The sequence below is a fragment of the Kitasatospora sp. NPDC001261 genome (assembly GCF_042896795.1).
GTDB lineage: Bacteria > Actinomycetota > Actinomycetes > Streptomycetales > Streptomycetaceae > Kitasatospora.
This window is the reverse complement of record NZ_JBIAXP010000006.1, coordinates 329,543-355,771: the sequence shown is the minus strand read 5'-3', so window position 1 is coordinate 355,771 and position 26,229 is coordinate 329,543. Positions and strand designations below refer to the sequence as shown.

The 26,229-nt window shown below is 74.8% G+C and carries 26 protein-coding genes; 17 read left to right on the top strand and 9 right to left on the bottom strand.

The features are described from left to right. Positions 1 to 42 precede the first annotated feature (42 nt). Positions 43 to 522 carry a macro domain-containing protein gene (locus tag ACFY4B_RS11235; protein ID WP_074001740.1) on the bottom strand — a complete coding sequence of 160 codons (480 nt, stop codon included), beginning with the start codon at positions 520 to 522 and terminating at the stop codon, positions 43 to 45. Between the two features lie 9 nt (positions 523 to 531). Beyond that, the gene (locus tag ACFY4B_RS11230) at positions 532 to 1,878 is read right to left on the bottom strand and encodes an MFS transporter (protein ID WP_387967268.1); all 1,347 of its coding nucleotides are present in this window, start codon (positions 1,876 to 1,878) and stop codon (positions 532 to 534) included. A gap of 114 nt (positions 1,879 to 1,992) precedes the next feature. Between ACFY4B_RS11230 and ACFY4B_RS11225 the strand changes: the two genes are divergently transcribed. After that, positions 1,993 to 2,979, top strand: coding sequence for a LysR family transcriptional regulator (locus ACFY4B_RS11225; protein WP_387967266.1), 987 nt, complete (start codon positions 1,993 to 1,995; stop codon positions 2,977 to 2,979). A 112-nt stretch (positions 2,980 to 3,091) separates the two neighbouring features. Here ACFY4B_RS11225 and ACFY4B_RS11220 read toward each other — a convergent pair whose 3' ends face one another. Beyond that, on the bottom strand, positions 3,092 to 3,706 hold the full coding sequence (locus ACFY4B_RS11220) for a YceI family protein (RefSeq protein WP_387967264.1): 615 nt from the start codon (positions 3,704 to 3,706) through the stop codon (positions 3,092 to 3,094). 184 nt (positions 3,707 to 3,890) lie between these two features. Here ACFY4B_RS11220 and ACFY4B_RS11215 point away from each other — a divergent pair, with 184 nt between their 5' ends. The 8 genes from ACFY4B_RS11215 to ACFY4B_RS11180 all read left to right on the top strand — a co-directional run bounded on the left by ACFY4B_RS11215 (position 3,891) and on the right by ACFY4B_RS11180 (position 11,896). Next, on the top strand, positions 3,891 to 7,082 hold the full coding sequence (locus ACFY4B_RS11215; RefSeq protein WP_387967261.1) for an SNF2-related protein: 3,192 nt from the start codon (positions 3,891 to 3,893) through the stop codon (positions 7,080 to 7,082). A gap of 25 nt (positions 7,083 to 7,107) precedes the next feature. Beyond that, a complete protein-coding gene (locus tag ACFY4B_RS11210; RefSeq protein ID WP_049654144.1) occupies positions 7,108 to 7,308 on the top strand; it encodes a hypothetical protein in 201 nt (66 codons plus the stop codon). A 33-nt stretch (positions 7,309 to 7,341) separates the two neighbouring features. Further along, positions 7,342 to 8,334: an RNA polymerase sigma-70 factor gene (locus ACFY4B_RS11205; RefSeq protein ID WP_387967258.1), complete on the top strand. Its 993-nt coding sequence runs from the start codon at positions 7,342 to 7,344 to the stop codon at positions 8,332 to 8,334. A 34-nt stretch (positions 8,335 to 8,368) separates the two neighbouring features. Beyond that, complete coding sequence (locus ACFY4B_RS11200; protein ID WP_387967256.1) at positions 8,369 to 9,466, top strand: MerR family transcriptional regulator; 1,098 nt, start codon at positions 8,369 to 8,371, stop codon at positions 9,464 to 9,466. Positions 9,467 to 9,543: 77 nt separating this feature from the next. Continuing rightward, entirely contained in the window at positions 9,544 to 10,347 is an 804-nt protein-coding gene (locus ACFY4B_RS11195) for an alpha/beta fold hydrolase (protein ID WP_387967254.1), read from the top strand. A 104-nt stretch (positions 10,348 to 10,451) separates the two neighbouring features. Then, positions 10,452 to 10,859: a helix-turn-helix domain-containing protein gene (locus tag ACFY4B_RS11190; RefSeq protein WP_049654148.1), complete on the top strand. Its 408-nt coding sequence runs from the start codon at positions 10,452 to 10,454 to the stop codon at positions 10,857 to 10,859. Between the two features lie 2 nt (positions 10,860 to 10,861). Next, complete coding sequence (locus tag ACFY4B_RS11185; protein WP_387967252.1) at positions 10,862 to 11,404, top strand: hypothetical protein; 543 nt, start codon at positions 10,862 to 10,864, stop codon at positions 11,402 to 11,404. 138 nt (positions 11,405 to 11,542) lie between these two features. Beyond that, a complete protein-coding gene (locus ACFY4B_RS11180) occupies positions 11,543 to 11,896 on the top strand; it encodes a DUF2516 family protein (protein ID WP_049654152.1) in 354 nt (117 codons plus the stop codon). Between the two features lie 121 nt (positions 11,897 to 12,017). Here the strand turns inward: ACFY4B_RS11180 and ACFY4B_RS11175 are convergent, their stop codons facing one another. Further along, positions 12,018 to 13,511, bottom strand: a complete 1,494-nt coding sequence (locus tag ACFY4B_RS11175) for a PP2C family protein-serine/threonine phosphatase (RefSeq protein WP_049654153.1) — start codon at positions 13,509 to 13,511, stop codon at positions 12,018 to 12,020. Between the two features lie 248 nt (positions 13,512 to 13,759). On the opposite strand from ACFY4B_RS11175, the gene ACFY4B_RS11170 reads away from it, so the two are divergent. Beyond that, entirely contained in the window at positions 13,760 to 14,323 is a 564-nt protein-coding gene (locus ACFY4B_RS11170) for an O-acetyl-ADP-ribose deacetylase (protein ID WP_049654154.1), read from the top strand. Between the two features lie 125 nt (positions 14,324 to 14,448). Here the strand turns inward: ACFY4B_RS11170 and ACFY4B_RS11165 are convergent, their stop codons facing one another. Beyond that, positions 14,449 to 15,282, bottom strand: a complete 834-nt coding sequence (locus ACFY4B_RS11165; RefSeq protein WP_387967249.1) for a class I SAM-dependent methyltransferase — start codon at positions 15,280 to 15,282, stop codon at positions 14,449 to 14,451. A gap of 216 nt (positions 15,283 to 15,498) precedes the next feature. Between ACFY4B_RS11165 and mshA the strand changes: the two genes are divergently transcribed. Beyond that, entirely contained in the window at positions 15,499 to 16,869 is a 1,371-nt protein-coding gene (gene mshA / locus ACFY4B_RS11160; RefSeq protein WP_369808316.1) for a D-inositol-3-phosphate glycosyltransferase, read from the top strand. A gap of 79 nt (positions 16,870 to 16,948) precedes the next feature. Next, complete coding sequence (locus ACFY4B_RS11155) at positions 16,949 to 17,503, top strand: YbjN domain-containing protein (protein ID WP_387967247.1); 555 nt, start codon at positions 16,949 to 16,951, stop codon at positions 17,501 to 17,503. A 12-nt stretch (positions 17,504 to 17,515) separates the two neighbouring features. Here the strand turns inward: ACFY4B_RS11155 and ACFY4B_RS11150 are convergent, their stop codons facing one another. Continuing rightward, positions 17,516 to 18,871, bottom strand: a complete 1,356-nt coding sequence (locus tag ACFY4B_RS11150; RefSeq protein WP_387967245.1) for an MDR family MFS transporter — start codon at positions 18,869 to 18,871, stop codon at positions 17,516 to 17,518. A 149-nt stretch (positions 18,872 to 19,020) separates the two neighbouring features. On the opposite strand from ACFY4B_RS11150, the gene ACFY4B_RS11145 reads away from it, so the two are divergent. Both ACFY4B_RS11145 and ACFY4B_RS11140 read left to right on the top strand, forming a co-directional pair. Further along, complete coding sequence (locus tag ACFY4B_RS11145) at positions 19,021 to 19,779, top strand: phosphoglyceromutase (RefSeq protein ID WP_049657900.1); 759 nt, start codon at positions 19,021 to 19,023, stop codon at positions 19,777 to 19,779. 276 nt (positions 19,780 to 20,055) lie between these two features. Beyond that, positions 20,056 to 20,652: a lytic polysaccharide monooxygenase gene (locus tag ACFY4B_RS11140; protein WP_074001728.1), complete on the top strand. Its 597-nt coding sequence runs from the start codon at positions 20,056 to 20,058 to the stop codon at positions 20,650 to 20,652. Between the two features lie 108 nt (positions 20,653 to 20,760). Here ACFY4B_RS11140 and ACFY4B_RS11135 read toward each other — a convergent pair whose 3' ends face one another. Both ACFY4B_RS11135 and phoU read right to left on the bottom strand, forming a co-directional pair. Further along, the gene (locus ACFY4B_RS11135) at positions 20,761 to 20,940 is read right to left on the bottom strand and encodes a hypothetical protein (RefSeq protein ID WP_074001727.1); all 180 of its coding nucleotides are present in this window, start codon (positions 20,938 to 20,940) and stop codon (positions 20,761 to 20,763) included. Positions 20,941 to 21,133: 193 nt separating this feature from the next. After that, positions 21,134 to 21,823 carry a phosphate signaling complex protein PhoU gene (gene phoU / locus ACFY4B_RS11130; RefSeq protein WP_049657907.1) on the bottom strand — a complete coding sequence of 230 codons (690 nt, stop codon included), beginning with the start codon at positions 21,821 to 21,823 and terminating at the stop codon, positions 21,134 to 21,136. A gap of 306 nt (positions 21,824 to 22,129) precedes the next feature. Between phoU and ACFY4B_RS11125 the strand changes: the two genes are divergently transcribed. Continuing rightward, positions 22,130 to 23,566 carry a sensor histidine kinase gene (locus ACFY4B_RS11125; RefSeq protein WP_375876597.1) on the top strand — a complete coding sequence of 479 codons (1,437 nt, stop codon included), beginning with the start codon at positions 22,130 to 22,132 and terminating at the stop codon, positions 23,564 to 23,566. 2 nt (positions 23,567 to 23,568) lie between these two features. After that, positions 23,569 to 24,264, top strand: coding sequence for a response regulator transcription factor (locus tag ACFY4B_RS11120; protein ID WP_031069385.1), 696 nt, complete (start codon positions 23,569 to 23,571; stop codon positions 24,262 to 24,264). 102 nt (positions 24,265 to 24,366) lie between these two features. On the opposite strand, the gene ACFY4B_RS11115 is transcribed toward ACFY4B_RS11120, so the two are convergent. Next, on the bottom strand, positions 24,367 to 25,050 hold the full coding sequence (locus ACFY4B_RS11115) for a hypothetical protein (protein ID WP_074001726.1): 684 nt from the start codon (positions 25,048 to 25,050) through the stop codon (positions 24,367 to 24,369). A gap of 450 nt (positions 25,051 to 25,500) precedes the next feature. On the opposite strand from ACFY4B_RS11115, the gene ACFY4B_RS11110 reads away from it, so the two are divergent. Further along, positions 25,501 to 25,983 (top strand): CarD family transcriptional regulator, encoded by a 483-nt coding sequence (locus ACFY4B_RS11110; protein WP_014136563.1) that lies wholly within the window; start codon positions 25,501 to 25,503, stop codon positions 25,981 to 25,983. Positions 25,984 to 26,229 lie beyond the last annotated feature (246 nt).

Below are 26,229 nucleotides of genomic sequence, written 5' to 3'. Positions count from 1 at the left end.
GAACGGATCGGTGGACGTGGAAGCGGCGCCGGAGCGGCCCGGTCAGTCGAAGTCGTAGACCGTCACCGGGACGCCCCGGTCCGTCAGCCGGGCGGTGACCAGCGGCTCGACCCGCTCCCAGCGCCCGCCCGCCAGACCGCAGCCGATCCGCGGCATGTGGACGGAGGCGCCGAGCCGGAGCGCGTGCCCGCCCAGCGCGTCCAGCCCGGTGTCGATCGCCTCGTACCGCACGGGCACCCCGGTGGAGCGCCCCGTCCGGATGCCGCGCTGGCCGACCAGGTTGGCCACCCAGACGTGCGGATCGACCTGCACCAGCTGGACGGCGCCGAGCCCGAAGTCGTTCGTCGCCCGCTCCCGGTGCCAGCGCCGGTACGCCGCCTCCGGCTCGGGCCAGCGTCTGGAGAGCGCGAGCACGAAGCCCTTGCCCCAGCCGCCGAGGTCGTTGCAGACGTGCGCGATCACCTTCACGCCCTTGCCGTGCGGCGTGGTGGCATCGCCTCGGACGTAGGTGATTTCCTCCATGCCTCGACGTTAGAGGGAGGCACTGACAATCCGCTCGGAATTATCCGCCGCAGCCGAACCCGCCGAGGCCGCCGTACCCGCCGCACCGTCCGAGCCGGGGCCCGAGGCGCCGCCGGTCGTCGCCGTCCCCGGCGTCGCCAGGTGCCGCCGCCCCGCCAGCGCGATCAGCAGCGCGAGCCCGGCGGCCGCGGCGGGCAGGGCGTAGCCGGTGCCCGGAGCGGCCCGCTCGGCGACCGCCCCGGCGAGCGCCGCCCCCGCCGAGATGCCGACCACGATGCCGGACACCGCCATCGCCATCCCCTCGTTGAACTGCCGCCGCGGCAGCAGCTCCTGGACCAGCGTCATTCCCGTCACCATGGTCGGCGCGGTGGCGGTGCCGGCCGCGAACAGCGCCACGCCGAGCAGTCCGAGACCGGCCCCGCCCAGTCCGGCGGCGAGCGGCAGCAGCAGCACCGCGACCATCGCCGTGGCGCCGAGCAGGAAGCGCTGGCCCGGCGCCCGACGCGGGGCCAGCAGTCCGAACAGCAGCCCCGCCAGGCAGGAGCCGGCCGCGACCAGGGCCAGCAGCAGGCCGGCCGACGCCTTGTGGCCGAGCGCGTCGGCGTACGCCACGGTGGTGATCTCGGTCGCGCCGAAGACCATGCCGGTCGCCAGGAAGGTCAGCACCAGCACCCGCAGCCCGGGCACCCGCAGCGGGGAGCCGGCCGAGTCGGCCGAGCCGACAGAGCCGGCCGAGACGGGCGGCGGCAGCGGCGGTTCGGTGCGCCGCTGGGCGGCGAACAGCAGGGCGCCGGCGGTGCCGAGGGCGCCGGCGGTGACCAGTCCGGCCTCCGGGGCGAACGTGGTGCAGAGCACCATCGCGAGCACCGGTCCGGCCATGAAGCAGAGTTCGTCCAGCGCCTGCTCGAAGGAGTTGGCCAGGTGCCGGGCGGCCGGGTCGTCCCGGTGCAGGTGCGCCCAGCGGGAGCGGGCCATGCCGCCGAGGTTGGGTGCCGCCGCCCAGGCCGCGGAGCAGAGGAGGAGCGTCCAGTCGGGTGCGCCGAGCCGGACGCAGAGCAGCAGGCCGGTCAGCGGAACGGCGTTGTACAGCGCGGCCGGTACCGTCACCCGCGCCTGCCCGTACCGGTCCACCAGCCGTCCGATCAGCGGCATCCCGATCGCGCCGGTGACCAGCCCGGTCGCCGAGACCGCCCCGGCCAGCCCGTACGAGCCGCGCCGTTCGGAGAGCAGCACCACCAGTGCGACGCCGTTCATCGACAGCGCCAGCCGGCCGAGCAGTCCGGTCAGGGTGAAGGCGACGGCACCGGGGGCCGCGAACAGCCGCCGGTAGGAGGTGAGGAGGGCGCGCGAGGGCATCGGGCTCCTGTGAGCAGGTGGGAAGGGGGTGCCCCCAGCCTGGTGCCGGCGGCGGGCGGCCGTCCAACACCTGTTTCGCCGCACTCACAACACCCTGTTGTTAATCTGCCGCCCATGCCCCGTGACCTGCACCCCCGTCTGCTCCGCGGCTTCGTCGCGACCGCCGAGACCCTGCACTTCGGCCGGGCCGCCGAGCGGCTGCACACCGCCCAGCAGGCGCTCAGCCGGGACGTCCGGACCCTGGAGGGGCTGCTCGGCGACGCGCTGTTCACCCGAACCACCCGCAGCGTCGAACTCACCCCGGCCGGGCGGCGGTTGCTGCCCCGGGCGCGCCGGTTCCTCGCCCTGCACGACGAGATCCTCGCCGAGGCGGCGACCGGGGCCGGGGCCGCCGCCCGGCCGCTGCTGCTCGACCTCAACAGCGACGTCAACGGCCCGGACCTCGCCGCCGACCGGGTGCTCGAACGGGCCCGCGCCGCCTGGCCGGAGGGCGAACTGCTGGCCCGCTTCCACGGCGGGCTGGCCGCGGCCGCCGCCGAGCTCCTGGCCCACCGGCTGGACGCCTCCTTCGGGCGCTTCGCCGGACTGCCCGCCCCGGTGCGCGGTCAACTCGTCCAGCTGCCGGTGCGGTTGGAGCGGGTTTCGGTGATGATGGCGGACACCCATCCGCTGGCCGACCGCGCCGCGCTGCGCCTGTCGGACCTGGTCGGGCACCCCGTCGACGTCTGCGTGGGCAATCCGGCCACCACCGAGTGGGCCGACCTCGGCACCCGGCTGCTGCGCGAGCACGGCCTGACGGCGGCCGCGCCGTACGCGCCGCCGGTCGGCGTGGACGAGACCGCCCGCTACCTGGTCCGGCACGGCGATCCGATGCTGACCACGGTCGGCGGTCCGCGGATGCCGGGGACGGTGAACGTGCCGCTGGTGGAGCCGGTGCCGCTGACCCTGGTCAGCCTGGTGCACCGGCCCGGCGAGCGTCACCCGGGGCTGCGGGCGCTGGCCGCGGCGGCGGACGAGCTCGGCGCGGCCGAGGGCTGGCTGCGCCGCCCGCCGGGCAGCTGGCTCCCCGCGGCGGACGCGGCGCTGCTGCCCCCGGGGTAGGCGAAAACCGCCCCTGCCCCCGGGGGGAGGGGCAGGGACGGCGCTCAGGGGGCGGCCCGCGACGGGGCGAGGCCGGCCGCGACGGGGGCGACCCGCGACGGGGACGGCCGGCTCAGGCCGCCTTGACGGCGGAGATCTCGAAGCTGAGCTTGACCTTCTCGCCGATCAGCACGCCACCGGTCTCCAGCGCGGCGTTGTAGGTCAGGCCGAACTCGGTGCGGTCGAGGACGGCCTTGCCCTCGAAGCCGACCCGGTCGGCGCCGTACGCGTCGGTGGCGCTGCCGGTGTACTCCAGGTCGAGCACGACCGGGCGGGTGGTGCCCTTGATGGTGAGGTCGCCGGTCATCCGGTACGAGTCGCCGCCGACCAGCTGGGCGGAGGTGCTGCGGAAGCGGATCTCCGGGTGGGCGTCGGCGGCGAAGAAGTCGCCGGTGCGCAGGTGCTCGTCGCGCTGGGCCTGGTTGGTGTCGACGCTCGCGACCTTGATCACCAGCTCGGCCGTGGAGTTGCCCGGGTGGGTCCCGTCCAGGTGCAGCGCGCCGTCGTACTCGGTGAAGCGGCCCTTGACGTTGGTGACCATGGCGTGGCGGACCGAGAAGCCGATCTCGCTGTGCGTGGTGTCGATCGTCCAGTCGCCGGTCAGGTGGGCGAGGTCCGGGCCGGACGGGGTCCGGACGGCGGCCGCGGCGGGGGCGGTGACGGTCTTGGTGCGGTTGAACAGGCCCATGGCTTCCTCCTTGGTTCGAAGCCAGTTGTTTAGGCTTCAACTTGTTGGCTCCAGCGTAGGACAACTTCGTTCAACTTTCAACCATGACGTCCGGGCTTCCCCCGAACGGCTCAGCGGACCGGTCCTGTCGGCCCTCCCGGTTAGGCTGCGAAGGACGGTTCCCACCCCGCCCGGAAGGCCCCCGATGTTCGTCCTGCACGCGCTCTGGCGGGCGGACGGGCGGCTGGCGCTCTGGGCCGAGGACGCCCGCGCCCACCCCGGCGCCCCCGAGCCGCACCCCGACCGGCCCGCCCCGCGCGCCCACCCCTACGCCTGCCCGGCCGGCGAGCTGGCCGCCGTGCTCGGCGGCATCGGCCCGGGCCTCGGCTGGCTCGCCGGCCAGGCCCCCGAGCGCTGGGCCACCCTGCTGCTGCCCACCGTCGGCACCGCCCCCGCGCCCTCGCCCGACCTGCCGGTCACCCCGCCGCGCGGCGGTGCCGTGCTCACCCCCTGGCGGGTCCCGGCCCTGCTCTTCGACGCCGGGGCCGCCGCCCAGCTGCTCGGCGAGGTCTTCGACCCGGTCTGGGCCGTCACCGGCACCGACCTGCCCGGCGCCGGACGGGTCGAGGTGGTCCACGGCCCCTCGCTGCGCTGGCTCACCGGGGTGCACGACCTCGCCTGGCGGACGGTCGGCCGGGGCCGGGTGCTGCCGCTGCCCGTGACCGCCGCCGACGGCCGGCCGCGGGCCCGGTGGCGGCCCGACCCCACCCCGGCCGGGCGCCGCGAGGCCGCCGCCCTGGCCGCCGGCTGCCCGCCCGTCCTGCTGGGGGAGTGGCCGCACGGGCCCGGCAGCGGCGAGGCGCTGCTGGGCGCCGCCCTGGGCGCACTGGTGGACGCCGAGGCCCGCGCCGCACTGGCGGACACCCCCTTCCCCGCGCCGGGGGAGGCCGTCGCCGAGCGCTGGCTGCACGCCCTCGCCACCCCCGGCGGCGCGATCGACGGCGCCCCGGCCGGGGAGGTCGCCGAACTTCGCCGCCGGCTCGGCGCCTGGTACGCCGCCGCCGAGCCCGTCGACCCGGCGCTGCGGCTCTGCTTCCGCCTGGTCGAGCCGCTCGGCCCCGACGCGGACGACCCCGAGGGCCGCCCCTCCGACGACGCCTGGCGGCTGGAGTTCCTGCTCCAGGCCGTGGACGAGCCCTCCCTGCTGGTCCGCGCCGCCGACCTGCACGAGGGCGGCGCCGCCCACGCCGCGCTCGCCCGCAAGGCCGCCGACCCGGTCGACGTCCTGGTCGCCGAACTCGCCCGCGCCGCCCACCGCTGGCCCGCCCTGGACGGGCTGCGCCACCGCTCCCGCCCGTCCGCCCTGCCGCTCGACCGGGCCGGTGCGCTGGACTTCCTGCGCACCGCCGCGCCCGCCCTCGCCGAGGGCGGCTTCGGGGTGCTGCTGCCCGCCTGGTGGCGCCGCCGCCCCCGGCTCGGGCTCGCCCTGCGCGCCACCACCCCGCCCGCGCCCGGCACCCTCGCGGTCATCAGCCAGGTGGACCGGGACGCCGTGGTCGCCTTCCGGTGGCAGGCCGCGCTCGGCCCGGAGGGGGAGCCGCTCACCGAGCGCGAACTGGCGGAACTCGCCGCCGCCAAGCAGGGGTTGGTCCGGGTGCGCGGCACCTGGCTGGAGGCCGACCCGGCCCAGATCGCCGCCGCCCTCGCCTTCCTCGCCGACCGGCGCGACGGCGTGCTCGCCGCCACCGAACTGCTCCGGCTCGCCCTCGACCCGGACGCGACGGTCGCCGGGCTGCCGGTCACCTCGGTGCGCGCGGACGGCCCGCTCGGCGACCTGCTCGCCGGGCGGGGCACCGGCGCGGTGGCGCCGGAGCTGCCGCCGGACTTCCGGGCCGAGCTGCGCCCGTACCAGGAGCGCGGGCTGGCCTGGCTGCGGACCATGTCCGGGCTCGGCCTCGGCGCCGTGCTGGCGGACGACATGGGCCTCGGCAAGACCGTCCAGACGCTCGCCCTGCTGGCTGCGGAGAAGGCCTCCGAGAAGGTCCCCGGGAAGGCTTCCGAGCGGGCCTCAGGGAAGGCCTCCGAACGGCCCGGTGCCGCCGCCGGCCCGACCCTGCTGGTCTGCCCGATGTCCCTGGTCGGCAACTGGCAGCGCGAGGCCGAGCGCTTCGCCCCCGGCCTGCGGCGGTACGTCCACCACGGGGCCGGCCGCCTCGGCGCGGAGCAACTCGCCGAAGCCGTACGGGGCGTGGACCTGGTCATCACCACCTACGGGCTGGTCCAGCGCGACCTCGCCGCCCTGCGCGCGATCCGCTGGCGCCGGGTGGTCGCCGACGAGGCCCAGCACATCAAGAACACCGGCACCGCGCAGTCCCGGGCGATCCGGTCGCTGCCCGTCACCCGGCACCGGATCGCCCTCACCGGCACCCCGGTGGAGAACCGGCTCGCCGAACTGCACGCCGTCCTGGACTTCGCCAACCCCGGCCTGCTCGGCCCGGCCGAGCGCTTCAAGGAGCGCTACGCGATCCCGGTCGAGCTGCACCGCAACCCCGAGCGCACCGCCGAACTCCTGCGCCGCACCGCCCCGTTCGTGCTGCGCCGGGTCAAGTCCGACCCGGCGGTGGCGGCCGAGCTGCCCGCCAAGCAGGAGATGACCGTCTGGTGCAACCTCACCGCCGAGCAGGCCGGCCTCTACCAGGCCGTGGTCGCCGACCTGCTGCGGAGGGTCGAGGGCATCCGGGGCGTGGAGCGGCGCGGCACGGTGCTGGCCTCGATCGGCAAGCTCAAGCAGGTCTGCAACCACCCGGCCCAACTGCTGCACGACGGCTCGGCGGTGGCCGGGCGTTCGGGCAAGGTCGCCCGGCTGGCCGAACTGCTGGAGGAGGCGCTGGCCGAGGGCGACCGGACGCTGGTCTTCACCCAGTACGCCGAGTTCGGCGCGATGCTCCGCCCGTACCTGGAGCGCCGGCTCGGCGAGGAGGTGCTCTACCTGCACGGCGGCCTGGCCCGGGCGCGCCGCGAGGAGCTGGTCGACCGCTTCCAGTCCCCGGACGGGCCGCGGGTGTTCCTGCTCTCGCTGCGGGCCGGCGGCACCGGCCTCAACCTGACCGCCGCCAACCAGGTGATCCACCTGGACCGCTGGTGGAACCCGGCGGTCGAGGAGCAGGCCACCGACCGCGCCTTCCGGATCGGCCAGCGCCGGGACGTCCAGGTCCGCCGACTGGTCTGCGTCGGCACCGTCGAGGAGCGGATCGACGAACTCCTCACCGCCAAACGCTCGTTGGCCGAGGCGGTGGTGGGGGAGGGGGAGCGCTGGCTCACCGACCTGCCGGTCGACGCACTGCGCGAACTGGTCGCCCTCACCCGGGAGGACGCCGTGGCCGAGGAGGACGTGTGACCGGCCCTGGAACCGAGGAGGACGCGTGACCGACGAACCGAGACCGCCCGTGGTCAACGTCGCCGCCTACTGGCGCGGCGACTTCACCCTGAGCCCCGCCCCGGCGGAGGAGGAGGACGGCCCGGACGAGCCCTCGCTGCGCCGCCTCGGCCGCTCCGGCATCACCGCGTACGGCCGCGACCTCTCCGCCGTGCTGGCCCCCGCCTACGAGGCCTTCCGGAGCTGAGCGCGACGACTACCGTGCGGTAGCGTCGCGCGGGTGACCGACACCCACGAGACCGGGCCGGCCGGTGAAGCCGGGCAGACCAGCGCGACCGGGCCGACCGACCCCCGGCTGGCCGACTTCGAGCGGCACCGGCGGACGGTCTTCGGCATCGCCTACCGGATGCTCGGCAGCGTCGCCGACGCCGAGGACCTGGTCCAGGACACCTGGCTGCGCTGGAGCGGCGTCACCGGCCCGGTCGCCAGTCCCGGCGGTTTCCTGGCCCGTACGGTCACCAACCTCGCCCTCAACAAGCTGGACTCGGCCGCCGTCCGCCGCGAGTCCTACGTCGGCCCCTGGCTGCCCGAGCCGCTGGTCGCCGAGCCGGACGCGACCGACGGCGTCGAGCGGGCCGAGACCGTCTCGGTCGCCCTGCTGGTGGTGCTGGAGAGCCTGTCCCCGCTGGAGCGGGCGGTGTTCGTGCTCAAGGAGGCCTTCGGTTTCTCCTACCAGGAGATCGCCGAGGCCCTGGACCGCACCGAGGCCGCCTGCCGCCAGGTCGGCAGCCGGGCCCGGGCGCACGTGCGCGCCCGCCGGCCGCGCTACGACGCCCCGCCCGAGCTGCGCCGCCGCGCCACCGACGAGTTCCTGTCGGCCTGCGTCGGCGGCGACCTCAACCGGATGCTGGAACTGCTCGCCCCCGACGTCACCAGTTGGACGGACGGCGGCGGGGTGATCAGCGCCGCGCTGCGGCCGGTCACCGGCGCCGACAACGTCGCCCGCTTCGTCCTCGGGGTGCTCCGCCGGCTGGGCGAGGGGGCCGGTGTCCGTCCGGTGCTGGTCAACGGCGTGCCCGGCGTGCTGGTCACCGTGGACGGCGCGGTCGACTCCGTCACGGTCTTCGAGTTCGCCGAGCAGCCCGACGGCGCCGTGCGGATCTCCGAGATCCGGGCGGTCCGCAACCCGCACAAGCTGGCCCACCTGGCCGGCCCGGCCCCCGTCCCCGTCCCCGGCGCCGACGGCAGCGCCGACGGCTCCGGCCCGGCTTGACCCTCGACCAGGTCGAGCCCGCAGAGTCACCGGCATGGAGAGCGAGCTGCACAGCATCGGCGAACTGGCCCGCGCCAGCGGCCTGGGCGTCGGCACCCTGCGCTACTACGACGGCGCCGAGGTGCTCACCCCCGCCTGGGTGGACCCGCAGACCGGCTACCGCTGGTACCGGCCCGGCCAGCTCGCCGACGCCCGGCTGCTGGCCCGGCTGCGCCGGGTCGGCCTGCCGCTGGCCGGCATCCGCGCCGTGCTCGGCGCCGCGCCCGGCAGCGGCGAGGCCCGGCAGGTGCTCGACGCACACCTGCGCCGGCTGGAGGACGGCCTCGCCGACGCCCGCCGCGAGCTCTCCCTGATCCACGCGATGATCGACCAGAGGGAGCAGCCGATGACCACCACCCCCGCCGGACTCCGGCTCACCGTCCCGGCCGAGGAGCTCGCGGCCGCCCTGGACGCGGTCCGCTTCGCGGTCTGCGGGCGCCCGGAGCTGCCCTCGCTCGCCGGCGTGCTCTTCGAACCGGACGGACCGGTGCTGCGCCTGGTCGCCACCGACCGCTACCGGATGGCCCTCGCCGAGGTGCCCGCCACCGGCGACACGCCCGAGCAGCCGGTGGCCGGCACCGTCGTCCCGACCGCGCTGGTGGACGCGCTGCGCGCACTGCTCGGCGCGGGCCCGGCCGAGGTGGCACTCACCCTCGGGGACGGACCGGTCCGGGCCGAGGTCGGGGAGCACCGCATCGAGGGCGTCGCGTTGGACGTCGACTACCCCGACCACCGGGCCGTCACCCGGCTCGAACCGGAGCACCGGATCACCCTGTCCGCCGCCGACCTGCGCGCCGCCGTCGCGACCGGCGCCACCCGTACCCTGCCCTCCGGCCCGGACGGCGCCGACTGCGAGGTCACCGTCCTGACCCTGGCCGGGGACGGAAGCCTGACGGTCGCCGACGACCCGGCCCCCGAGGGCTACCGACTGGCCGTCAACCGGGACTTCCTGCTCGACGCCCTCGACGCCGGGCGGCCTGGACAGCTGCTCCTCGAACTCGGCGGCCCGATCGCCCCGTTGGCCGTCCGCACCCCCGGGCGGGCGGGCACCTTCTCGGTCCTGATGCCCGTCCGGCTGCCCGAGTCCGCCTGACCGCCTGACCGCCTGACGGCCGCGGCCTGACCGGCTTGACCGGCCGGGCCTGACGCGGGCTCTGGAAGGATCACCGCATGAGCCCGCACCCCGATCCCCGCGCCTCCGAGGTCCACGTCCCGGCCCCCGGCGGCGGCCGGCTGTGGGCGGAGCGCCGCGGCACCGGCAGCCCGGTGGTCCTGCTGCACGGCTCCGGCATGGACTCCCGGCTGTGGGACGCCGTCGCCCCGGCGCTGTCCCGGCACCACGACGTGATCCGCTACGACGCCCGCGGCCTCGGCCGGTCCGCCGCGCCGGAGCGGGCCTTCGACGACGTCGCGGACCTGCTCGCCGTCCTGGACCACTTCGGTCTGCGCCGCGCCGCGCTGGTCGGCCTGAGCATGGGCGGGGAGACCGCGCTGGACTTCGCCCTCGCCCACCCCGACCGGGTCGCCGCGCTCGGCCTGGTCGGCGCCTCGGTCAGCGGCCACGACTGGCCGCCGTCCCCGGAGACCACCGCCTACGCCGAGGCCCGGCGCCGGGGCGACACGGCGGCGCTGGCCGAACTGGAGCTCTCCGTCTGGGCCGCCATGGGCCGCGACGCGCCGGGCGGCGAGCTGGTCGCGACGATGGTCGAGGAGAACGCGGCCCGCCGGATCGTCAGCGAGCACCACCTCGCGGGCGCGCCGGCCCGGGCGGCCGAACCGCTCCTCGGCACCGTCACCGCGCCCGCCCTGGTCGTCCACGGCGACCGCGACCACCCGGAGATCGCGGCGATCGCCCGGCGGCTCGCCGCCGACATCCCCGGCGCCCGCGGCCACCTCGTCCCGGACGCCGACCACTACCTCCCGCTGCGCACCCCCGAACGGCTCATCGAGCTCCTCCTCGCCCACCTGGCCTGACCCCCGGCCCCGGCCCGCCCACCCGGCCGGCCTCCCGGCAGGGCCCGTTTGCTGTCGCTAGCACCCTGCTTGCATTTGCAAGCAGGGTGTTGCAGGCTGTCCGCATGGCCTCACTGAACGTCGGCTCGCTGGGCGAGTACATCCGCGAGCAGCGCCGCAACGCCCAGTACTCGCTGCGGCAGCTGGCGGAGGCCGCCGGCGTGTCCAACCCGTACCTCAGCCAGATCGAGCGCGGGCTGCGCAAGCCGAGCGCGGAGATCCTCCAGCAGATCGCCAAGGCGCTGCGGATCTCGGCGGAGACGCTGTACGTCCAGGCCGGGATCCTGGAGGAGCGGCGGGGCGAGGGCCTGGAGCTGCGGGCCTCGATCCTGGCCGATCCGCTGATCAACGAGCAGCAGAAGCAGGCGCTGCTCGCGGTCTACGACGCCTTCCTCAAGGAGAACGCGTCGTCGGCTCCCAAGCCGACGGCCGACGGCCCAGCCACCCAGAACACCCACCGGGAGGACCGGTAACCATGCCCATCACCGACGAGATCAAGAAGACCCTCGGCGACCCGACCCCGCTGTACGCCCTGGCCGGCGCCGGGGACCTCGCGTACGAGAAGCTGCGCGAGGTGCCGGGCCGGGTCGAGGCGCTGGCGGCGGACCGCAAGGGTGCGCAGGAGAAGGCGACCGCCAGGCTCCAGGAGGCGCAGTCGCTGCTGACCGGGGCGCAGGCCAAGGTCACCGAGACCGTCACCACCCTGCCGACCGACCTCAAGGCCCTGCAGGAGCGGGCCCAGGGCTTCGCCCTGCAGCAGGTGGCCCGCGCGGTCGAGCTGGCGGTGAAGGCCAAGGAGACGTACGACGAGCTGGCCGAGCGCGGCAAGGTCGTGGTGGACAAGGCCCGCCCGGGCACGCCGGACGAGGCCGAGCGGCCCGAGCCGGCCGCGGAGCTGGTCGAGGCCGAGCCGGTGGCGGAGGTAGCGGAGGTCGTGGAGGTCTCGGAGGTCGACGCCGAGCCCGCCCCGAAGAAGTCCGCGCGGGCCCGCAAGGGCGCCGCCGACGCCGCGGAGTGACCCGGGGCGTGTCCGACACGCCCCCGTACCCCGTGGGGCACATCCGGTGACCACGGGACGTTGAGCCCGTCGCGGACGGTCGTCGTGCCAGGATGGGCAGCGGTCGCAGCGCCGGAGTCGAGAGCAGAGGAGATCGAAATGGTCGGAGTGTTGCAGATTCTGGCCTTTTCCTACCTGAACCCGATCTGGTGGGCGACCATCGCCATCCTCGCCTACAAGCTGTTCGCCCTGGCCGACGCGGTCACCCGCCGGGAGGACGCCTACCGGGCGGCCGACAAGAAGACCAAGGGCTTCTGGGTGGCGATCCTGGCGATCTCCTTCGGCTGGGACTTCCTGTTCGGGGTGAACTTCTTCACCGGCATCGGCACCCTGGCCGGCCTGGTCGCCTCGATCGTCTACGTGGTGGACGTCCGCCCGGCGATCCGGGCGCTGACCGGCGGCAGCGGCGGCCGGGGCGGTCGGAGCAACACCGGGCCGTACGGCCCCTGGTAGGAGCGGCAGCCGACAACGTGACGGCCCGGGCGGGGAGTTCACCCGCCCGGGCCGTCACGTTGTCCGCCCTCGTTCTTCGTCGACCGCTTCCGCGCCCGTCCGCGCGTCCCTCGGCCGGGGATCAGCCGAGGATCAGCTGCACCGGGTTGCGCTCCAGCAGCAGCACCGCGACGTCGTCGGTCAGCGCGCCGCCGTTCAGCTCCTCGACCTCGGCGATGGCGCTGTCGATCAGCCGCCCCCGGGTCAGTCCGGCGGCCTGGTGGTCGCCGATCAGGTCCGCGAGCCCGTCCTGGCCCAGCCGGCGCGATCCGGCCCCGACCCGGCCCTCGATCAGTCCGTCGGTGTAGAGCAACAGCCGCCAGCCGGCCCGCAGTTCGACCTCGTGGGCGGGCCAGGCGGACTGCCCGTCGTGGCACGGCAGCAGGCCGAGCGCGGGCCCGGCGAGGTCGGCGGGCAGGGTGATCGGCTCGTGGTCCCGGCCGAGCAGCAGCGGCGCCGGGTGCCCGGCGAGGTAGAGCCGGGCCCGCTCGCCGGTGCCGAGCGAGTCGAGGCCGCTGCCGGGGCCGCCGGGCTCGATGACCAGCATGCAGAGCGTCGCGAAGATCTCGTCGCTGCGCCGTTCGTGCTCCAGCACGTGCTGGAGGGTGGTGAGCAGGGTCTCGCCGGTGAGGCCCGCGAAGACCAGGGTGCGCCACGCTATCCGGAGCGCGACACCGAGCGCGGCCTCGTCCGGGCCGTGGCCGCAGACGTCTCCGATCACGACGTGGACGGCGCCGTCGTCGGTGCGCACGGCGTCGTAGAAGTCGCCGCCGAGCAGTGCGCGGCGGCGGCCGGGGCGGTAGCGCCGGGTGAAGGAGAGCCCGGCGCCGTCGAGCAGCGGGGTGGGCAGCAGGTGGCGCTGGAGGCGGGCGTTCTCCTGGCCGCGCAACTCGGCCTCGACCAGGCGGCGCTGGGACTCGTCGGCGCGCTTGCGCTCGACGGCGTAGCGCAGGGCGCGGGCGAGCAGCGGGCCGTCCGTCTCGTGCTTGAGCAGGAAGTCCTGGGCGCCGGCGGCGACGGCGGCCGCGCCGAGTTCGGCCCCGGCGGCGTCGGTGAGCACCACGACCGGGGTGTGCGGGGCCCGGCGGAGCAGCTCGTGCAGGCCCTCCAGCCCGTCCGAGGAGTCGGTCGGGTGCGGCAGGTCGGCGGGCGCGGCGAGGTCGAGCAGCACGCAGCCGAACTCGGGGGTGCGGGAGCGCCCGCGCCGGGCCCAGTTCACGGGCGGGGCGAGCAGTTCGGTGGCCTGGTCCAGGCCGCGGGCCCAGTGGATCTCGATCGAGGTGCCGCTGTCGGCCACCGCCGCCTTGATCAGCTGGGCGTCCGAGGCGTCGTCCTCGATGACCAGCAGCCGCAGCGGGGCGCCGTCGGCCGGTCCGTCCGCCGCCGGGCCGCCCGGGTCGGAGATGTGGGACGGGTGGGAGGCGTGCGCGGCCCGCGAGCGGGGGTGGGGTATCGGGGGAGCCGCCGAGGCCGGTCCGGTCGTGACGCGGCTTCGGGCATGACCGACGGGGGCGCCGTCATGGGCGCCCGGCAGGCCCGCGGCACCAGGTGCCCGCCCGTCTCCCGTTGCGGGCATCGGTGGTTCCTCCCTTTCCCCGACTGCGTAACGGTCGACGTCCGTCCGCAGTGCCCGCCTGGCACCGCGCGTCGGGGAACTTCTCGCGACCATAACGTGATCTCCGGGGATTTCTCTGGCCGACCGGCGCCGTTGTGGCTATTGCCACGCCGGTGGTGGTGTGGTGACTGGACTCGGACGAGCACCCGGGCTCCGTCGGGTGGCTGCCGGAAGGGCTGCCGGGCGGCTCCGGGAAAGGGGAGAGGGCGATGGTTGCGCGGATCACTCTGGTGGAGGGTGACATCACGGAACAGCCGGTGGACGTCGTGGTGAACGCCGCCAACTCGTCCCTGCTGGGCGGTGGTGGGGTGGACGGCGCGATCCACCGCAAGGGCGGACCGCAGGTCCTGGAGGAGTGCCGTCGGCTGCGCGCCTCGCACTGGGGCAAGGGGCTGCCCACCGGTCGGGCGGTGGCGACGACGGCCGGACGGCTGCCCGCCCGGTGGGTGGTGCACACCGTCGGGCCGGTGTACCGGGCGGAGGAGTACGAGGAGCGGGCGGAGCTGTTGGCCTCCTGCTATCGCGAGTCGCTGCGTGCCGCGGCGGGGCTCGGCGCGCGCACGGTGGCCTTCCCGGCGGTGTCGGCCGGGATCTACGGCTGGCCGCCGGCGGACGCGGCCCGGATCGCGCTCGGCACCGTCGCGGAGGTGCTGGACGGCGGCGACGCGGAGGCGGGCGCGGAGCTGGCGGAGGTGCGGTTCGTGCTGTTCGGGTCGGAGATGTACGGGGTGTTCGAGCGGGCCCGGCGGGAGCTGTTCGGCCGGGAGGTCTGAGGGCGGGACCATCGTGGCGTGTCGGGGCGTCAACACGCCAGAGATATTCGATAACTCGTTCGAGTGAACGTATCGAATCGCTCACCGGCTCCCGGCGCGCACCGCCCGCACGACGGCCACAGCGGCTACGGCGCGAGCGCCGACCAGGGCACCGTGACCTCGCCCTGCCGCCACCGTCCGCGAGCGTCCACCAGCGGCCAGCTGCCCGCCAGCGCCGTGCAGGCCGCCACCCAGCGCTGCCGCGCCCCGAACGCCCCGTACGGCGCGGCCGCGGCCCAGGCCCGGTCGAAGTCGGCCAGGAAGGCGTGCACGGGCCGCCCCGGCACGTTGTGGTGGATCAGCGCCTTCGGCAGCCGCTCGGCCAGGTCGGAGGGCTGGCCCAGGCCGCCCAGCCGGGCCGCGAAGGTCACCGTCCGGGGCCCCTCCGGGCCGAGCGCGACCCAGACGTGCCGCCGCCCGATCTCGTCGCAGGTGCCCTCGACCAGCAGCCCGTCCGGGGCGAGCCGCGCGCACAGCCGCTCCCACACCCCGGCGACCGCCGCCTCGTCGTACTGCCGGAGCACGTTCGCGGCCCGGATCAGCTGGGCCGGCCCGCCGCCGTCCAGCGGCACCTCGAAGCCCCCGCGCCGGAAGGTGAGCAGCGGCGGCTCGGCGTACGGCAGCGCGGCGGCGACCCGCTCCGGCTCGATCTCGATCCCGACCACCCGGACGTCCGGCCGCACCGTGCGCAGCCGTCCGGCCAGTTCGACGGCGGTCCACGGCGCGGCGCCGTAGCCGAGGTCCACCGCGACCGGTGGCCGCCCGGCGGCGCGCAGCGCGCGGCCGAGGGTGTGGGCGATCCAGCGGTCCATCCGGCGCAGCCGGTTGGTGTTGGTGGTGCCCCGGGTGACCGTCCCGACCGGGCGCCCGGTCCGTCCGCGGGCGGGCGCGGCGGGAGCGGGGTCGAAGGAGGCAGCCATGCCCAGAAGGGTAGTCGGGTCGCCGACGGCACCGTGCTGACCTGGGGCGATGGCGGCCGTTCCGGCCGGTGGGCCGGGGCGGGAATGCCGGGCGCGGTCCGTGTGGTTGGCACCCTGATGGTGATGTGTGCCCGGACGGGGCTGCGCACACCGGACAACGGGCGGCCCGGCGCGGACCGCCTCGACGGGCCGCACAGAGGAGGCTTCAGCCAGGTGATCCAGCACCCCGTCCGTTCGGTACGCCGGGCCCAGCCCGCCGCCCCCGCGCGCGGCCGGCTCCAGTCGCTCGTCCCCGGTCGCCGCCGCCCGCGCCGGATAGCCATGCTGAGCGTCCACACCTCGCCGTTGCACCAGCCCGGCACCGGGGACGCCGGCGGGATGAACGTCTACATCGTGGAGCTGGCCAAGCGCCTGGCCGACCTCAACATCGAGGTCGAGGTGTTCACCCGGTCGATCTGCTCGGACGACGCGCCGACGGTCGAGCTGGCCCCGGGCGTGCTGGTCCGCCACGTCACCGCCGGTCCGTACGAGGGCCTGGTCAAGGAGGACCTGCCGGCCCAGCTGTGCGCCTTCACCCACGGGGTGCTGCGGACGGAGGCGGGCCACCGCCCCGGCCACTACGACCTGGTGCACTCGCACTACTGGCTCTCCGGGCAGGTCGGCTGGCTGGCCGCGCAGCGCTGGGGGGTGCCGCTGGTGCACACCATGCACACCATGGCGAAGGTCAAGAACGCCGCGCTGGCCGAGGGCGACACGCCCGAGCCCGCGGCCCGGGTGATCGGCGAGACCCAGGTGGTGGAGGCGGCCGACCGGCTGATCGCCAACACCACCGAGGAGGCCGCCGAGCTGGCGCTGCACTACGCCGCCCGGCCGGACCAGCTGGCCGTCGTGCACCCCGGGGTCAACCTGGACGTCTTCCGCCCCGGCGGGCCGCGGACGCCCGCCGCCGCGCGGGCCCGGCTGGGCCTGCCGCAGGACGCCGCGGTGCTGCTGTTCGCGGGCCGGATCCAGCCGCTGAAGGCCCCGGACGTGCTGCTGCGGGCGGTCGCCGCGCTGCTGGGCCGCCGCCCGGAGCTGCGCGAGCGCCTGGTGGTGCCGGTGGTCGGCGGGCCGTCCGGCACCGGGCTGGCCCGGCCGGAGAGCCTGCACAAGCTCGCCGCCCAGCTGGGCATCGGCGACGTGGTCCGGTTCCACCCGCCGGTCGGCCAGCCGGACCTCGCCGACTGGTACCGCGCGGCGTCGGCGCTGGTGATGCCCTCGTACAGCGAGTCCTTCGGGCTGGTCGCGCTGGAGGCGCAGGCCTGCGGCACCCCGGTGGTGGCGGCCTCGGTCGGCGGCCTGCCGGTCGCGGTGCGGGACGGCGAGACCGGCACCCTGGTGCAGGGCCACGACCCGCTGGACTGGTCGTACGCGCTGGAGCCGTACGTCACCGACCGGGGCCTCGCGGCCCGGCGCGGCGAGGCGGCGGCCCGGCACGCGTCCCGCTTCGGCTGGGACACGGCCGCGGCGACCACCGCCGAGGTGTACGCCGGGAGCATGGCCCGCCCGGCCGGGCGGCTGGCCGGGGTCCGTCGCCGACCGGCCTGAGCGGAGGCCCGGGCGGAAGCCCCGGGGTCGAGCGGCCTGGGGCTGCGCCCGCCCGGTACCGACGAGTAACGTCACCCCCATGGCAATCCGCACCAAGGACGAGGCCCTGACCCTCCTGCGCGCCGCCCTGGACGACGCCGGGGTGGCCTGGGAGCCGGCCGCCACCGACCCGTACACGCTGGTGGCGGCCCTCCCGGGCACCCGCAAGCTGAGCACCACCTGCGCCCTGCGGGTCGGCGACCACACCCTGTCGGTGAACGCCTTCGTGATCCGCCGTCCGGACGAGAACCACGAGGCCGTCTACCGCTGGCTGCTGGAGCGCAACACCCGGCTGTACGGCGTCGGGTACGCGATCGACGCGCTCGGCGACGTCTACCTGGCCGGCCGGCTGCCGTTGGAGGCGCTCACCCCGCAGGTCGTGGACCGGCTGCTCGGCACGGTGCTGGAGAACGCGGACGAGCCGTTCAACACCCTGCTGGAGCTGGGCTTCGCCACCGCGATCCGGCGCGAGTGGGAGTGGCGGACCAAGCGCGGGGAGTCCACCCGCAACCTGGCCGCCTTCGCCCACCTGGCCGCCCCGCGGGACGCCTCGGCCGAGGCCCCGGACACGCCGGACACCCCGGCCGCCGGCTGACCCGCGGGCCGGTCAGGCGCCCGCCGGGGCCTTCCCGGCCGGCTCCGCCGCGGGCTCCGCGGCCGCGGGCGCCGTGGCCGTGCGCGCCGGAGCCCCCACCGCGGGCGCCGGGACCTCCGTGGCCACGGGCCGACGGCGCCCGGCCGCGCCGGTCCGGCGGGCCAGCACCACGTACCCGAGCGCGGTGACCGTCCCGACCGCCCCGCAGGCCGTCCAGAGCACCGCCGGCCCCGCGTGCTGGAGCAGCAGCCCGCCGCCCGCCGGGCCGAGGAACGAGGCGAGCGACCAGGAGAGGCTGTGCACGCCCTGGTAGCGGCCGCGCCCGTGGGTCGGCGCCAGCTCGGCGACCAGGCCCATCATCACCGGCGTGTTGAGGATCTCGCCGACCGTCCAGACGGCCACCGAGAGCGCGAACAGCCAGGCCGAGGACCCGGCCAGCGCGGCCAGCCCGAAGCCCCAGCCGGTGAGCAGACAGCTGGTGATCAGCAGCCCGGTCCGTGAGCGGCCCTCCATCCAGCGGGTCAGCGGGATCTGCAGGACCACGATCAGCAGCCCGTTCAGGCCGATGACCAGGCCGTACTCGGTGGAGGTGATGCCGGAGGCGCCCATGTCCACGGCCAGCGTGGTGCTGCCCTGCTGGAAGACCAGCGCGAGCAGCAGGGTGAGCCCGACCAGCGCCATGAACGGGGCGTCCCGGAACACCGAGAGCAGGCTGACCGGCGGTTCGGCGGAGCCGTCCGCCCGGCCGGGCGCGGCCTGCGGCCTGGTCTCCGGGATCCGGATGAAGATCACCACCGCGCAGACCAGGGTGGAGAACGCGTCCAGCAGGAAGAGCGTGAGGTAGCCGTGGGTGGCGATCAGGCCCGCCACGGCCGCGGAGAGGCCGAAGCCGATGTTGATCGCCCAGTAGTTCAGCGAGTACGCGCGGACCCGGTCCTCGGCCGGCACCAGGTCGGCGATGATCGCCGAGGTGGGCGGCCGGGTGGCGTTGTTGCACAGGCCCACCAGGAAGGCCACCACGGCGATCGCCACCTGGCCGTCCGCGAAGCCGAGCACGGCGGTGAACAGCGCGGTGCCGAGCTGGGCGGCGAGCAGGGTGGGCCGGCGCCCGATCCGGTCGGCCAGCACGCCCGCGAGGATCGCCGCGACGGCCGAGCCGAGGCCGAACAGCGAGGCCACCAGGCCCGCGTAGGAGGCCGAGTACCCCCGGTCGACGGTCAGATACAGCGCCAGGAAGGTGACGACGAAAGCGCCGAGCTTGTTCACCAGCGTGCTCACCCAGAGCCACCAGAACTGTCGCGGCAGCCCGCCCACGGTCTCCTGTACGAGTCTTCGGATCCGGGGGTTGGCGACCAGGGCGACGAGCATGTGGGGGCTCCCGTGGGCAGGCGTCCGCCGAACGGTGCGGCAGGCCCGGTCAGCCGACGCATGTAAGTGTCAGATGCGCTGAGCACACATTACACATCGGCCGAAGGTCCCCACCAGGGGTTTTCCGACCCCCCACTAAGCTGGGGGCCATGGCTGACACGACGTACCGACTCATCCTGCTCCGCCACGGCGAGAGCCAGTGGAACCAGAAGAACCTGTTCACCGGTTGGGTCGATGTCGACCTCAACGAGAAGGGCGAGAAGGAGGCCGCCCGCGGTGGCGAGCTCCTGGCCGCCGAGGGTCTGCTCCCCGACGTGCTGCACACCTCGCTGCTGCGCCGCGCCATCCGCACCTCCCAGATCGCCCTGGACAAGGCCGACCGGCACTGGATCCCGGTCAGCCGCAGCTGGCGGCTGAACGAGCGCCACTACGGCGCGCTCCAGGGCAAGGACAAGGCCCAGACCCTGGCCGAGTTCGGCGAGGAGCAGTTCCAGCTGTGGCGCCGCTCGTACGACACCCCGCCGCCGGTGCTGGCCGACGACGCCGAGTACTCGCAGGCCGGTGACGCGCGCTACGCCGACATCCCGAGCGAGCTGCGTCCGCGCACCGAGTGCCTGAAGGACGTCGTCGACCGGATGCTGCCGTACTGGTACGACGCCATCGTCCCGGACCTCGCCGCCGGCCGGACCGTCCTGGTCACCGCCCACGGCAACAGCCTGCGCGCGCTGGTCAAGCACCTCGACGGCATCTCCGACGAGGCCATCGCCGGCCTGAACATCCCGACCGGCATCCCGCTGGTCTACGAGCTGGACGCCGACTTCAAGCCCGTCACCCCGGGCGGCCGCTACCTCGACCCGGACGCCGCCGCGGCCGCCATCGAGGCGGTCAAGAACCAGGGCAAGAAGTAGGCCGCTTGCCGCTACGGCCCCGTCGCCCGGTCCGACCGGGCGGCGGGGCCTTCGTTCGTTTTCGGTCGGTTCGGGGTCAACCCGCTTGCCTGGTGGGGGAGTTGGGTAGGTGGGAAAATGGTTCAGACCATTGACGGCCGCAGTCGGCGGCTCCTACCGTGAGGGCACCGGACTGGCGCAGGCATGCCAGGATCTCCCCGTCCGGGCCGCCGCACCCCCACGCGCGCGCGTCTGTGCCCCCGGCGCACACTCCATCCACCCCCACGGAGGAGCACCATGCGCACACGCCACATCGTCGGGGCGGCCGTCGCCGCGCTGGCGATCCCGCTGACCCTCGCCTTCCCGGCCGCGTCCCACGGCTGGATCACGACCCCGCCCAGCCGGGCCGCGCTCTGCGACACCCACGTGGACGGCGTCCCGTGGGACTGCGGTGACATCCAGTGGGAGCCGCAGAGCGTCGAGGGCCCCAAGGGCTTCCCGGCCCTCGGCCCCTCGGACGGCACCATCTGCGCCGGCGGCAACGCGCGCTTCGCCGAGCTGGACGACCCGCACGCGGGCGCCTGGCCGACCACGCCGGTGACGGCGGGCGGGCAGCTCACCTTCACCTGGAAGTTCACCGCCCGGCACGCGACCACCGACTTCCGGTACTACATGACCAAGCCGGGCTACGACGCGAGCCAGCCGGTCACCCGGGCCAACCTGGACCTGACGCCCTTCTTGACCGTCCCGTACGGCGGGCAGCAGGTGCCGAGCACGCTCAGCCACACCGCGACCATCCCGGGCGGGCGCACCGGCCACCAGGTGGTCGTCGCGGTCTGGACGATCTCCGACACCGGGAACGCCTTCTACTCCTGCACCGACGTCGCGTTCTGACGTCCGGTCCCGACGCCCGGCCCGACGCGGACACGGGCACGGACGCGAACGAGGTGCACGGCCGCCGGAAGACCGTGCACCTCGGGGACTCCTCGGACGGCGGCGCGCTCAGTGGCCGCCGCAGCAGCCGCCGTCGGCACCGCCGCACTGGCAGGGCGCGCCGGACTGGCAGCCGCAGCCGCAGCCCGGGCCGCAGCCGCAGCCGGCGGCGAGGACGGGGAGCAGCTTCGGGGCGGGTGGCTCGACGGTGGTGTGGGCGGATGCCGGTCGGGTCGGGTGGGCCTTCATCGAGCTTCCCTCCTTGTGACGGGCACAGTCCTGTGCCCCCAACGTCGAGTGAAGCCGCCGAATGGACGGAGCGTCAACGGGCGCGCGGTGGTGGGGCGCACGGAGTGCCGTGCGCCCGCACCACCCTCGTCGCAGGTTTACTCACCCCGGGGGTGAGCCGGGAGCGGCCACGAAGCACCGCCCGGACCGGAGGTCAGTCGACCGGCGCGGCCTCGGCGGCCTCGGTGGCGGCCACGAACTCGGCCACGTGCTCGCCCGTCACCAGGTACACCACGCGCTTGGCGACCGACACCGCGTGGTCCGCGAAGCGCTCGTAGTAGCGGCCGACCAGGGTGATGTCGACGGCGGTCTCGATCCCGTGGTGCCAGCGCTCGTCGATCAGGTGCGACAGCAGCTCGCGGTGCAGGGTGTCGATCGCGTCGTCGTCCTGCTCCATCTCCAGTGCCTTGTCGACGTCCTTGGTGGCGATGACCAGGCCGGCCTTGGCCACCAGGCGCTGGGCGAGCTGGCCCATCTCCAGGACGGTGGAGTGCAGGTCGCTCGGCACGGCGGTGTCGGGGTAGCGCATCCGCGCGACCTTGGCGACGTGCCGGGCGAGGTCGCCGCAGCGCTCCAGGTCGGCGCTCATCCGCAGCGAGGTGACGACGATGCGCAGGTCGGTGGCGACCGGCTGCTGGCGGGCGAGGAGGTCGATGGCCCGGTTCTCCAGGTCGTGGTGGAGCTCGTTGACCTTCTCGTCGGCGGCGATCACGCCCTCCGCCAGGGCGAGGTCCGCGTCGAGGAGGGCGGTGGTGGCGCGGCCCATGGCAGAGCCGACCAGCCGGGCCATCTCGACCAGGCTGTCGCCGATCGCATCGAGTTCCTCGTGGTACGCGTCGCGCATGTTCTCTCCTCAGTAGCTGTGTCGGTGGCGGTGCCGACCGGTCAGCCCGTCCGACCGTCGTTCCGGTGTCCGGGTGACCGCTGCTGGTGGCGCGCATCGTACGCGCACACCCGAGCCGGTGGCCGCTGTTCGGCACACCGATCTCTCCCACACGGGCTGCCTGGCCAACTTTCGGCCGCCTGGGCGACGGTGCACGGCCGCTCCGGTGAATCGGCGGCTACCTGAAGGTGAATTCTCGGCAACGCGTGGTCGATGCCTTGATCGGGTGCTTGGGGACTGGCCTGGCCGTGCGCTTACGCTGGCCACATGGACGTGAACGTGGCCGCCGCCGCTGCCTGTGCCATAGCCGGGCTCGGTGTCGGCCTCACCGCCTCCATCGCCTTCCGCTGGAGCGAGCGCGAGCAGGCCAAGGGCAGGTACAGCGCAACCGGCGGCAGGAACCCCGGCCGGTACCAGTCACTGGGTACCGGCAACCCCGAGCCGCCGCTGCCGCCCGGGGTCGACACCGTGCTCTCCGTGCTCCGCTCCTGCGCGATCGTGCTGGGCGAGGGCGACGAGGTGGTCAAGGCCAGTTCGGCGGCGTACGCGATGGGCCTGGTGCGCGGCGGTGCCGTCGCGGTGGACCAGATGCTCGCGCTGGCCCGCTCCACCCGCCGGGACGGCGAGATCCGCCAGGTCGAGCTGGAGGTGCCCCGGCCGGGCGCGGCCCGCGCGGCCGAGCCGCTCGCGGTCTCCGTCCGGGTCGCCCCGCTCGGCTCCCGGCTGGTGCTGGTGCTGGTCGAGGACCAGACCGAGCGCCGCCGGGTGGAGGCCGTCCGCCGGGACTTCGTGGCCAACGTCAGCCACGAGCTCAAGACCCCGGTCGGCGCCCTGTCGCTGCTCTCCGAGGCGGTCGTGGACGCGTCCGACGACCCGGAGGCGGTGCAGCGCTTCGCCGGCCGGATGCAGGTCGAGGCGGCCCGGCTGGCCAGCCTGGTCCAGGAGATCATCGACCTCTCCCGGGTCCAGGACGACCGGCTGATGATCGACCCGGAGCCGGTCGCGGTGGACGAGCTGATCGCCGAGGCGATCGACCGCTGCCGCCAGCAGGCCGCCGCCAAGCAGATCCTGATCGCGGCGGGCGGCATCGCCGGCCTCTACCTGCACGGCAACCGCGGCCAGCTCGCCGCCGCGCTCGGCAACCTGGTCGAGAACGCCGTCAACTACAGCCCGCCCCGCACCCGGGTGGCCATCGCCACCCGGCGGATCTCCAGCGCCGCGGCGCTCGGGGAGGCGGACGGCGAGCTCATCGAGATCTCGGTCACCGACCAGGGCATCGGCATCTCCGAGAAGGACCGCGAGCGGGTCTTCGAGCGGTTCTACCGCGTCGACCCCGCCCGCTCCCGGGCGACCGGCGGCACCGGCCTGGGCCTGTCCATCGTCAAGCACGTCGCGGCCTCGCACGGCGGCACCGTCTCGGTGTGGAGCGTCGAGGGCCAGGGGTCGACCTTCACCGTCCGCCTGCCCGCCGGGCAGGCACCCACGGAGGACGAGCCCGACGACGCGTTCGACGACGAGTTCGGCGACGAGCCGGACCACACGCCGGACGGCGGCCCCGCCGGCCCCGCCGCCGCACCCCGAACCCTCACCACGGACCGGACGGACCGCGCTCCCCGCGCGCCCCGCACGGACCGTTCGCTCCCCACCGGGGAGCGGGCACCACACCTGTCAGACACAACCCCGCAGCTTGCCCCGGAGGCCTGATCGTGACCCGAGTACTGGTGGTCGAGGACGAGGAGTCGTTCAGCGACGCCCTCTCGTACATGCTCCGCAAGGAGGGCTTCGAGGTGGCCGTGGCCGCCACCGGCCCCGACGCCCTGGAGCAGTTCGAACGGAACGGCGCCGACCTCGTCCTGCTCGACCTGATGCTGCCGGGCCTGCCCGGCACCGAGGTCTGCCGCCAGCTCCGGGTGCGTTCCAACGTCCCGGTGATCATGGTGACCGCGAAGGACAGCGAGATCGACAAGGTCGTCGGTCTGGAGATAGGCGCTGACGACTACGTCACCAAGCCGTACTCCACCCGCGAGCTGGTCGCGCGGATCCGCGCGGTGCTGCGCCGCCGCGGCGAGGACGGCGGCGCGGGCGACAACGGCGGCGGCCCGGGCGCCCTGGAGGCGGGCCCGGTCCGGATGGACGTGGACCGCCACGTGGTGACCGTGGACGGCGCCAAGGTCGACCTGCCGCTCAAGGAGTTCGACCTGCTGGAGATGCTGCTGCGCAACGCGGGCCGGGTGCTCACCCGGATGCAGCTGATCGACCGGGTCTGGGGCGCGGACTACGTCGGCGACACCAAGACCCTGGACGTCCACGTGAAGCGCCTGCGGGCCAAGATCGAGCCGGACCCGGGCGCGCCGCGCTACCTGGTCACCGTTCGCGGCCTGGGCTACAAGTTCGAGCCGTAAACCGTCCCCACCACGCGGAAGGCCCCCGCCGGCAGCAGCCGGAGGGGGCCTTCGCGTCGCTCCGGCGGGCCCTGGAGGGCCCGCCGGGGGCGGGGTGCGGCGTCAGTGCGCGGCCGGGACGGCCGGGGCGGTGGTGCCGGCCGGGACGGCGGCACCGGTGGCCGGCGCGCCCGGGGTGGTGGCGCCGGGGGCCGGAGCGGTGGCACCGGGGGTGGCCGCGCCGGGGGTGGTGGTCTTGGCCGGGGTCGCGGTCGGCGACGGGGTCGGACCGAAGCCCTTGTACAGGCCGCGGCCGTCTGCGCCCGAGTCCGGGCTCACGGCGGCCTGGGCCTCGACCTTCTGGCCGTCCTTGAAGGTGAACACGGTCGGGGCGAAGCCGCCGACGTGGACGGTCGCGGAGGCGGCGGTGGCGGACGGGTTGCCCTGGCCGCCGATCACCACCGCGCCGCGGGCCGGGACGACGATGCCGGACAGCGGAGCGCCGGCGGCGTCCGCGAAGGTGGTGGCGGCACCGCCGACGGTGACGGACTGGAGCTCGGCCGGGGCGTCCGCGGTGTTCGCGATGTTCACGACCACGTTGGCGGGACCGGTGTGGTCGCCCGAGGCGCCCTCCCCGGTGACGACCACGATGTTGTTCAGCCGGAGGTTCGTTCCGAGGGTCGCCGCCGCGTTGTCCGGCTTGATCTGCAGGGTGTCCGGCGTGTTGCCGGCGGCGCAGGAGGACAGCGAGGCGATGGCGATGGCGGCGAGGGCGGCGATGCTGCCGCGTCGAAGGCTGCGGCTCACGGCGGCGGCTTCTCCCTAGGTCACGTGTCGGGTGGTCAGGTCTCAGATTATCGACCTCGCTTATGCGCTCCTCACGGGGTGGTCCCCGTGTCGCACTCCCGGGGGCCGCCGGGGGCCGTCCGGCCGTACGCCGGGGGCGCGTCCGGCGGTACGTCGACATGTCCGGGTCACGCGGAGGACAAGGTTCGACCAAGATCGAATAACGATTCGGCCGCGACTCGAAAAGGGGTGAAAGCTCAAGATCCAATCATGGTTGCGGGGGTGTTGCGCAAGGGTTTCGTCGAACCCCGGAACCGCCTCCGACCTGCGGGAAGCCCCTCTCGAACACCGGTCGCAGCACGTCATGGGGGTCCTTGTCAAGCCCCGAGACCGGCCCTGACCTGCGAAAACGCCCTTCGGGTGGGCCGAGAAGCGTGTTATTCTGGAAAGCCACGGAAGGGGTCCTGTCACATGACGTTCAAGGTTGGCGACACGGTGGTCTACCCCCATCACGGGGCCGCGCTGATCGAGGCCATCGAAACTCGCCAGATCAAAGGTGTGGACAAGACCTACCTGGTGCTCAAGGTGCAGCAGGGAGACCTGACGCTCCGCGTGCCCGCCGAGAACGCGGAGTTCGTCGGTGTGCGCGATGTAGTCGGCCAGGAGGGTCTGGACCGGGTCTTCGAGGTGCTGCGGGCACCGTACACGGAAGAGCCGACCAACTGGTCCCGTCGCTACAAGGCGAACCTGGAGAAGCTCGCCTCGGGTGATGTCATCAAGGTCGCCGAGGTCGTCCGCGACCTGTGGCGCCGCGAGCGCGAGCGCGGCCTCTCGGCCGGCGAGAAACGGATGCTCGCGAAGGCGCGCCAGATCCTCGTCAGCGAGCTCGCGCTGGCGGAGAACACCAACGAGGACAAGGCGGAGACGCTGCTCGACGAGGTCCTCGCCTCGTAGCGCGCCACCGCAGTGCGGTCGGGCTGCCGCCCAACGCTCACAGCGCCCGGTGCCGGCGCGCCACTCCTCGGACGAACCGTCCGGGAGTGGTGCAGTGGCACTCCGGGCGCTGAGGCATGTCCGGACCACGCCACCCGCCCGAGCCAGCCCAGGCCTGCAAGACCGTTTCCGCACCCGTTCTTGCGCGGAACCGTTGCGCGGAACTTGCGGAGCTGTGCGGCGGACGGTGGACCGTGGTTCTTCGGA

Bases quoted from the DNA above. Each gene is read 5' to 3' on its own strand.
- ACFY4B_RS11235 (WP_074001740.1), bottom strand. From the start codon at position 522: ATGGAGGAAATCACCTACGTCCGAGGCGATGCCACCACGCCGCACGGC.
- ACFY4B_RS11230 (WP_387967268.1), bottom strand. From the start codon at position 1,878: ATGCCCTCGCGCGCCCTCCTCACCTCCTACCGGCGGCTGTTCGCGGCC.
- ACFY4B_RS11225 (WP_387967266.1), top strand. From the start codon at position 1,993: ATGCCCCGTGACCTGCACCCCCGTCTGCTCCGCGGCTTCGTCGCGACC.
- ACFY4B_RS11220 (WP_387967264.1), bottom strand. From the start codon at position 3,706: ATGGGCCTGTTCAACCGCACCAAGACCGTCACCGCCCCCGCCGCGGCC.
- ACFY4B_RS11215 (WP_387967261.1), top strand. From the start codon at position 3,891: ATGTTCGTCCTGCACGCGCTCTGGCGGGCGGACGGGCGGCTGGCGCTC.
- ACFY4B_RS11200 (WP_387967256.1), top strand. From the start codon at position 8,369: ATGGAGAGCGAGCTGCACAGCATCGGCGAACTGGCCCGCGCCAGCGGC.
- ACFY4B_RS11195 (WP_387967254.1), top strand. From the start codon at position 9,544: ATGAGCCCGCACCCCGATCCCCGCGCCTCCGAGGTCCACGTCCCGGCC.
- ACFY4B_RS11190 (WP_049654148.1), top strand. From the start codon at position 10,452: ATGGCCTCACTGAACGTCGGCTCGCTGGGCGAGTACATCCGCGAGCAG.
- ACFY4B_RS11185 (WP_387967252.1), top strand. From the start codon at position 10,862: ATGCCCATCACCGACGAGATCAAGAAGACCCTCGGCGACCCGACCCCG.
- ACFY4B_RS11180 (WP_049654152.1), top strand. From the start codon at position 11,543: ATGGTCGGAGTGTTGCAGATTCTGGCCTTTTCCTACCTGAACCCGATC.
- ACFY4B_RS11175 (WP_049654153.1), bottom strand. From the start codon at position 13,511: ATGCCCGCAACGGGAGACGGGCGGGCACCTGGTGCCGCGGGCCTGCCG.
- ACFY4B_RS11170 (WP_049654154.1), top strand. From the start codon at position 13,760: ATGGTTGCGCGGATCACTCTGGTGGAGGGTGACATCACGGAACAGCCG.
- ACFY4B_RS11165 (WP_387967249.1), bottom strand. From the start codon at position 15,282: ATGGCTGCCTCCTTCGACCCCGCTCCCGCCGCGCCCGCCCGCGGACGG.
- ACFY4B_RS11155 (WP_387967247.1), top strand. From the start codon at position 16,949: ATGGCAATCCGCACCAAGGACGAGGCCCTGACCCTCCTGCGCGCCGCC.
- ACFY4B_RS11150 (WP_387967245.1), bottom strand. From the start codon at position 18,871: ATGCTCGTCGCCCTGGTCGCCAACCCCCGGATCCGAAGACTCGTACAG.
- ACFY4B_RS11145 (WP_049657900.1), top strand. From the start codon at position 19,021: ATGGCTGACACGACGTACCGACTCATCCTGCTCCGCCACGGCGAGAGC.
- ACFY4B_RS11140 (WP_074001728.1), top strand. From the start codon at position 20,056: ATGCGCACACGCCACATCGTCGGGGCGGCCGTCGCCGCGCTGGCGATC.
- ACFY4B_RS11135 (WP_074001727.1), bottom strand. From the start codon at position 20,940: ATGAAGGCCCACCCGACCCGACCGGCATCCGCCCACACCACCGTCGAG.
- phoU (WP_049657907.1), bottom strand. From the start codon at position 21,823: ATGCGCGACGCGTACCACGAGGAACTCGATGCGATCGGCGACAGCCTG.
- ACFY4B_RS11125 (WP_375876597.1), top strand. From the start codon at position 22,130: ATGGACGTGAACGTGGCCGCCGCCGCTGCCTGTGCCATAGCCGGGCTC.
- ACFY4B_RS11110 (WP_014136563.1), top strand. From the start codon at position 25,501: ATGACGTTCAAGGTTGGCGACACGGTGGTCTACCCCCATCACGGGGCC.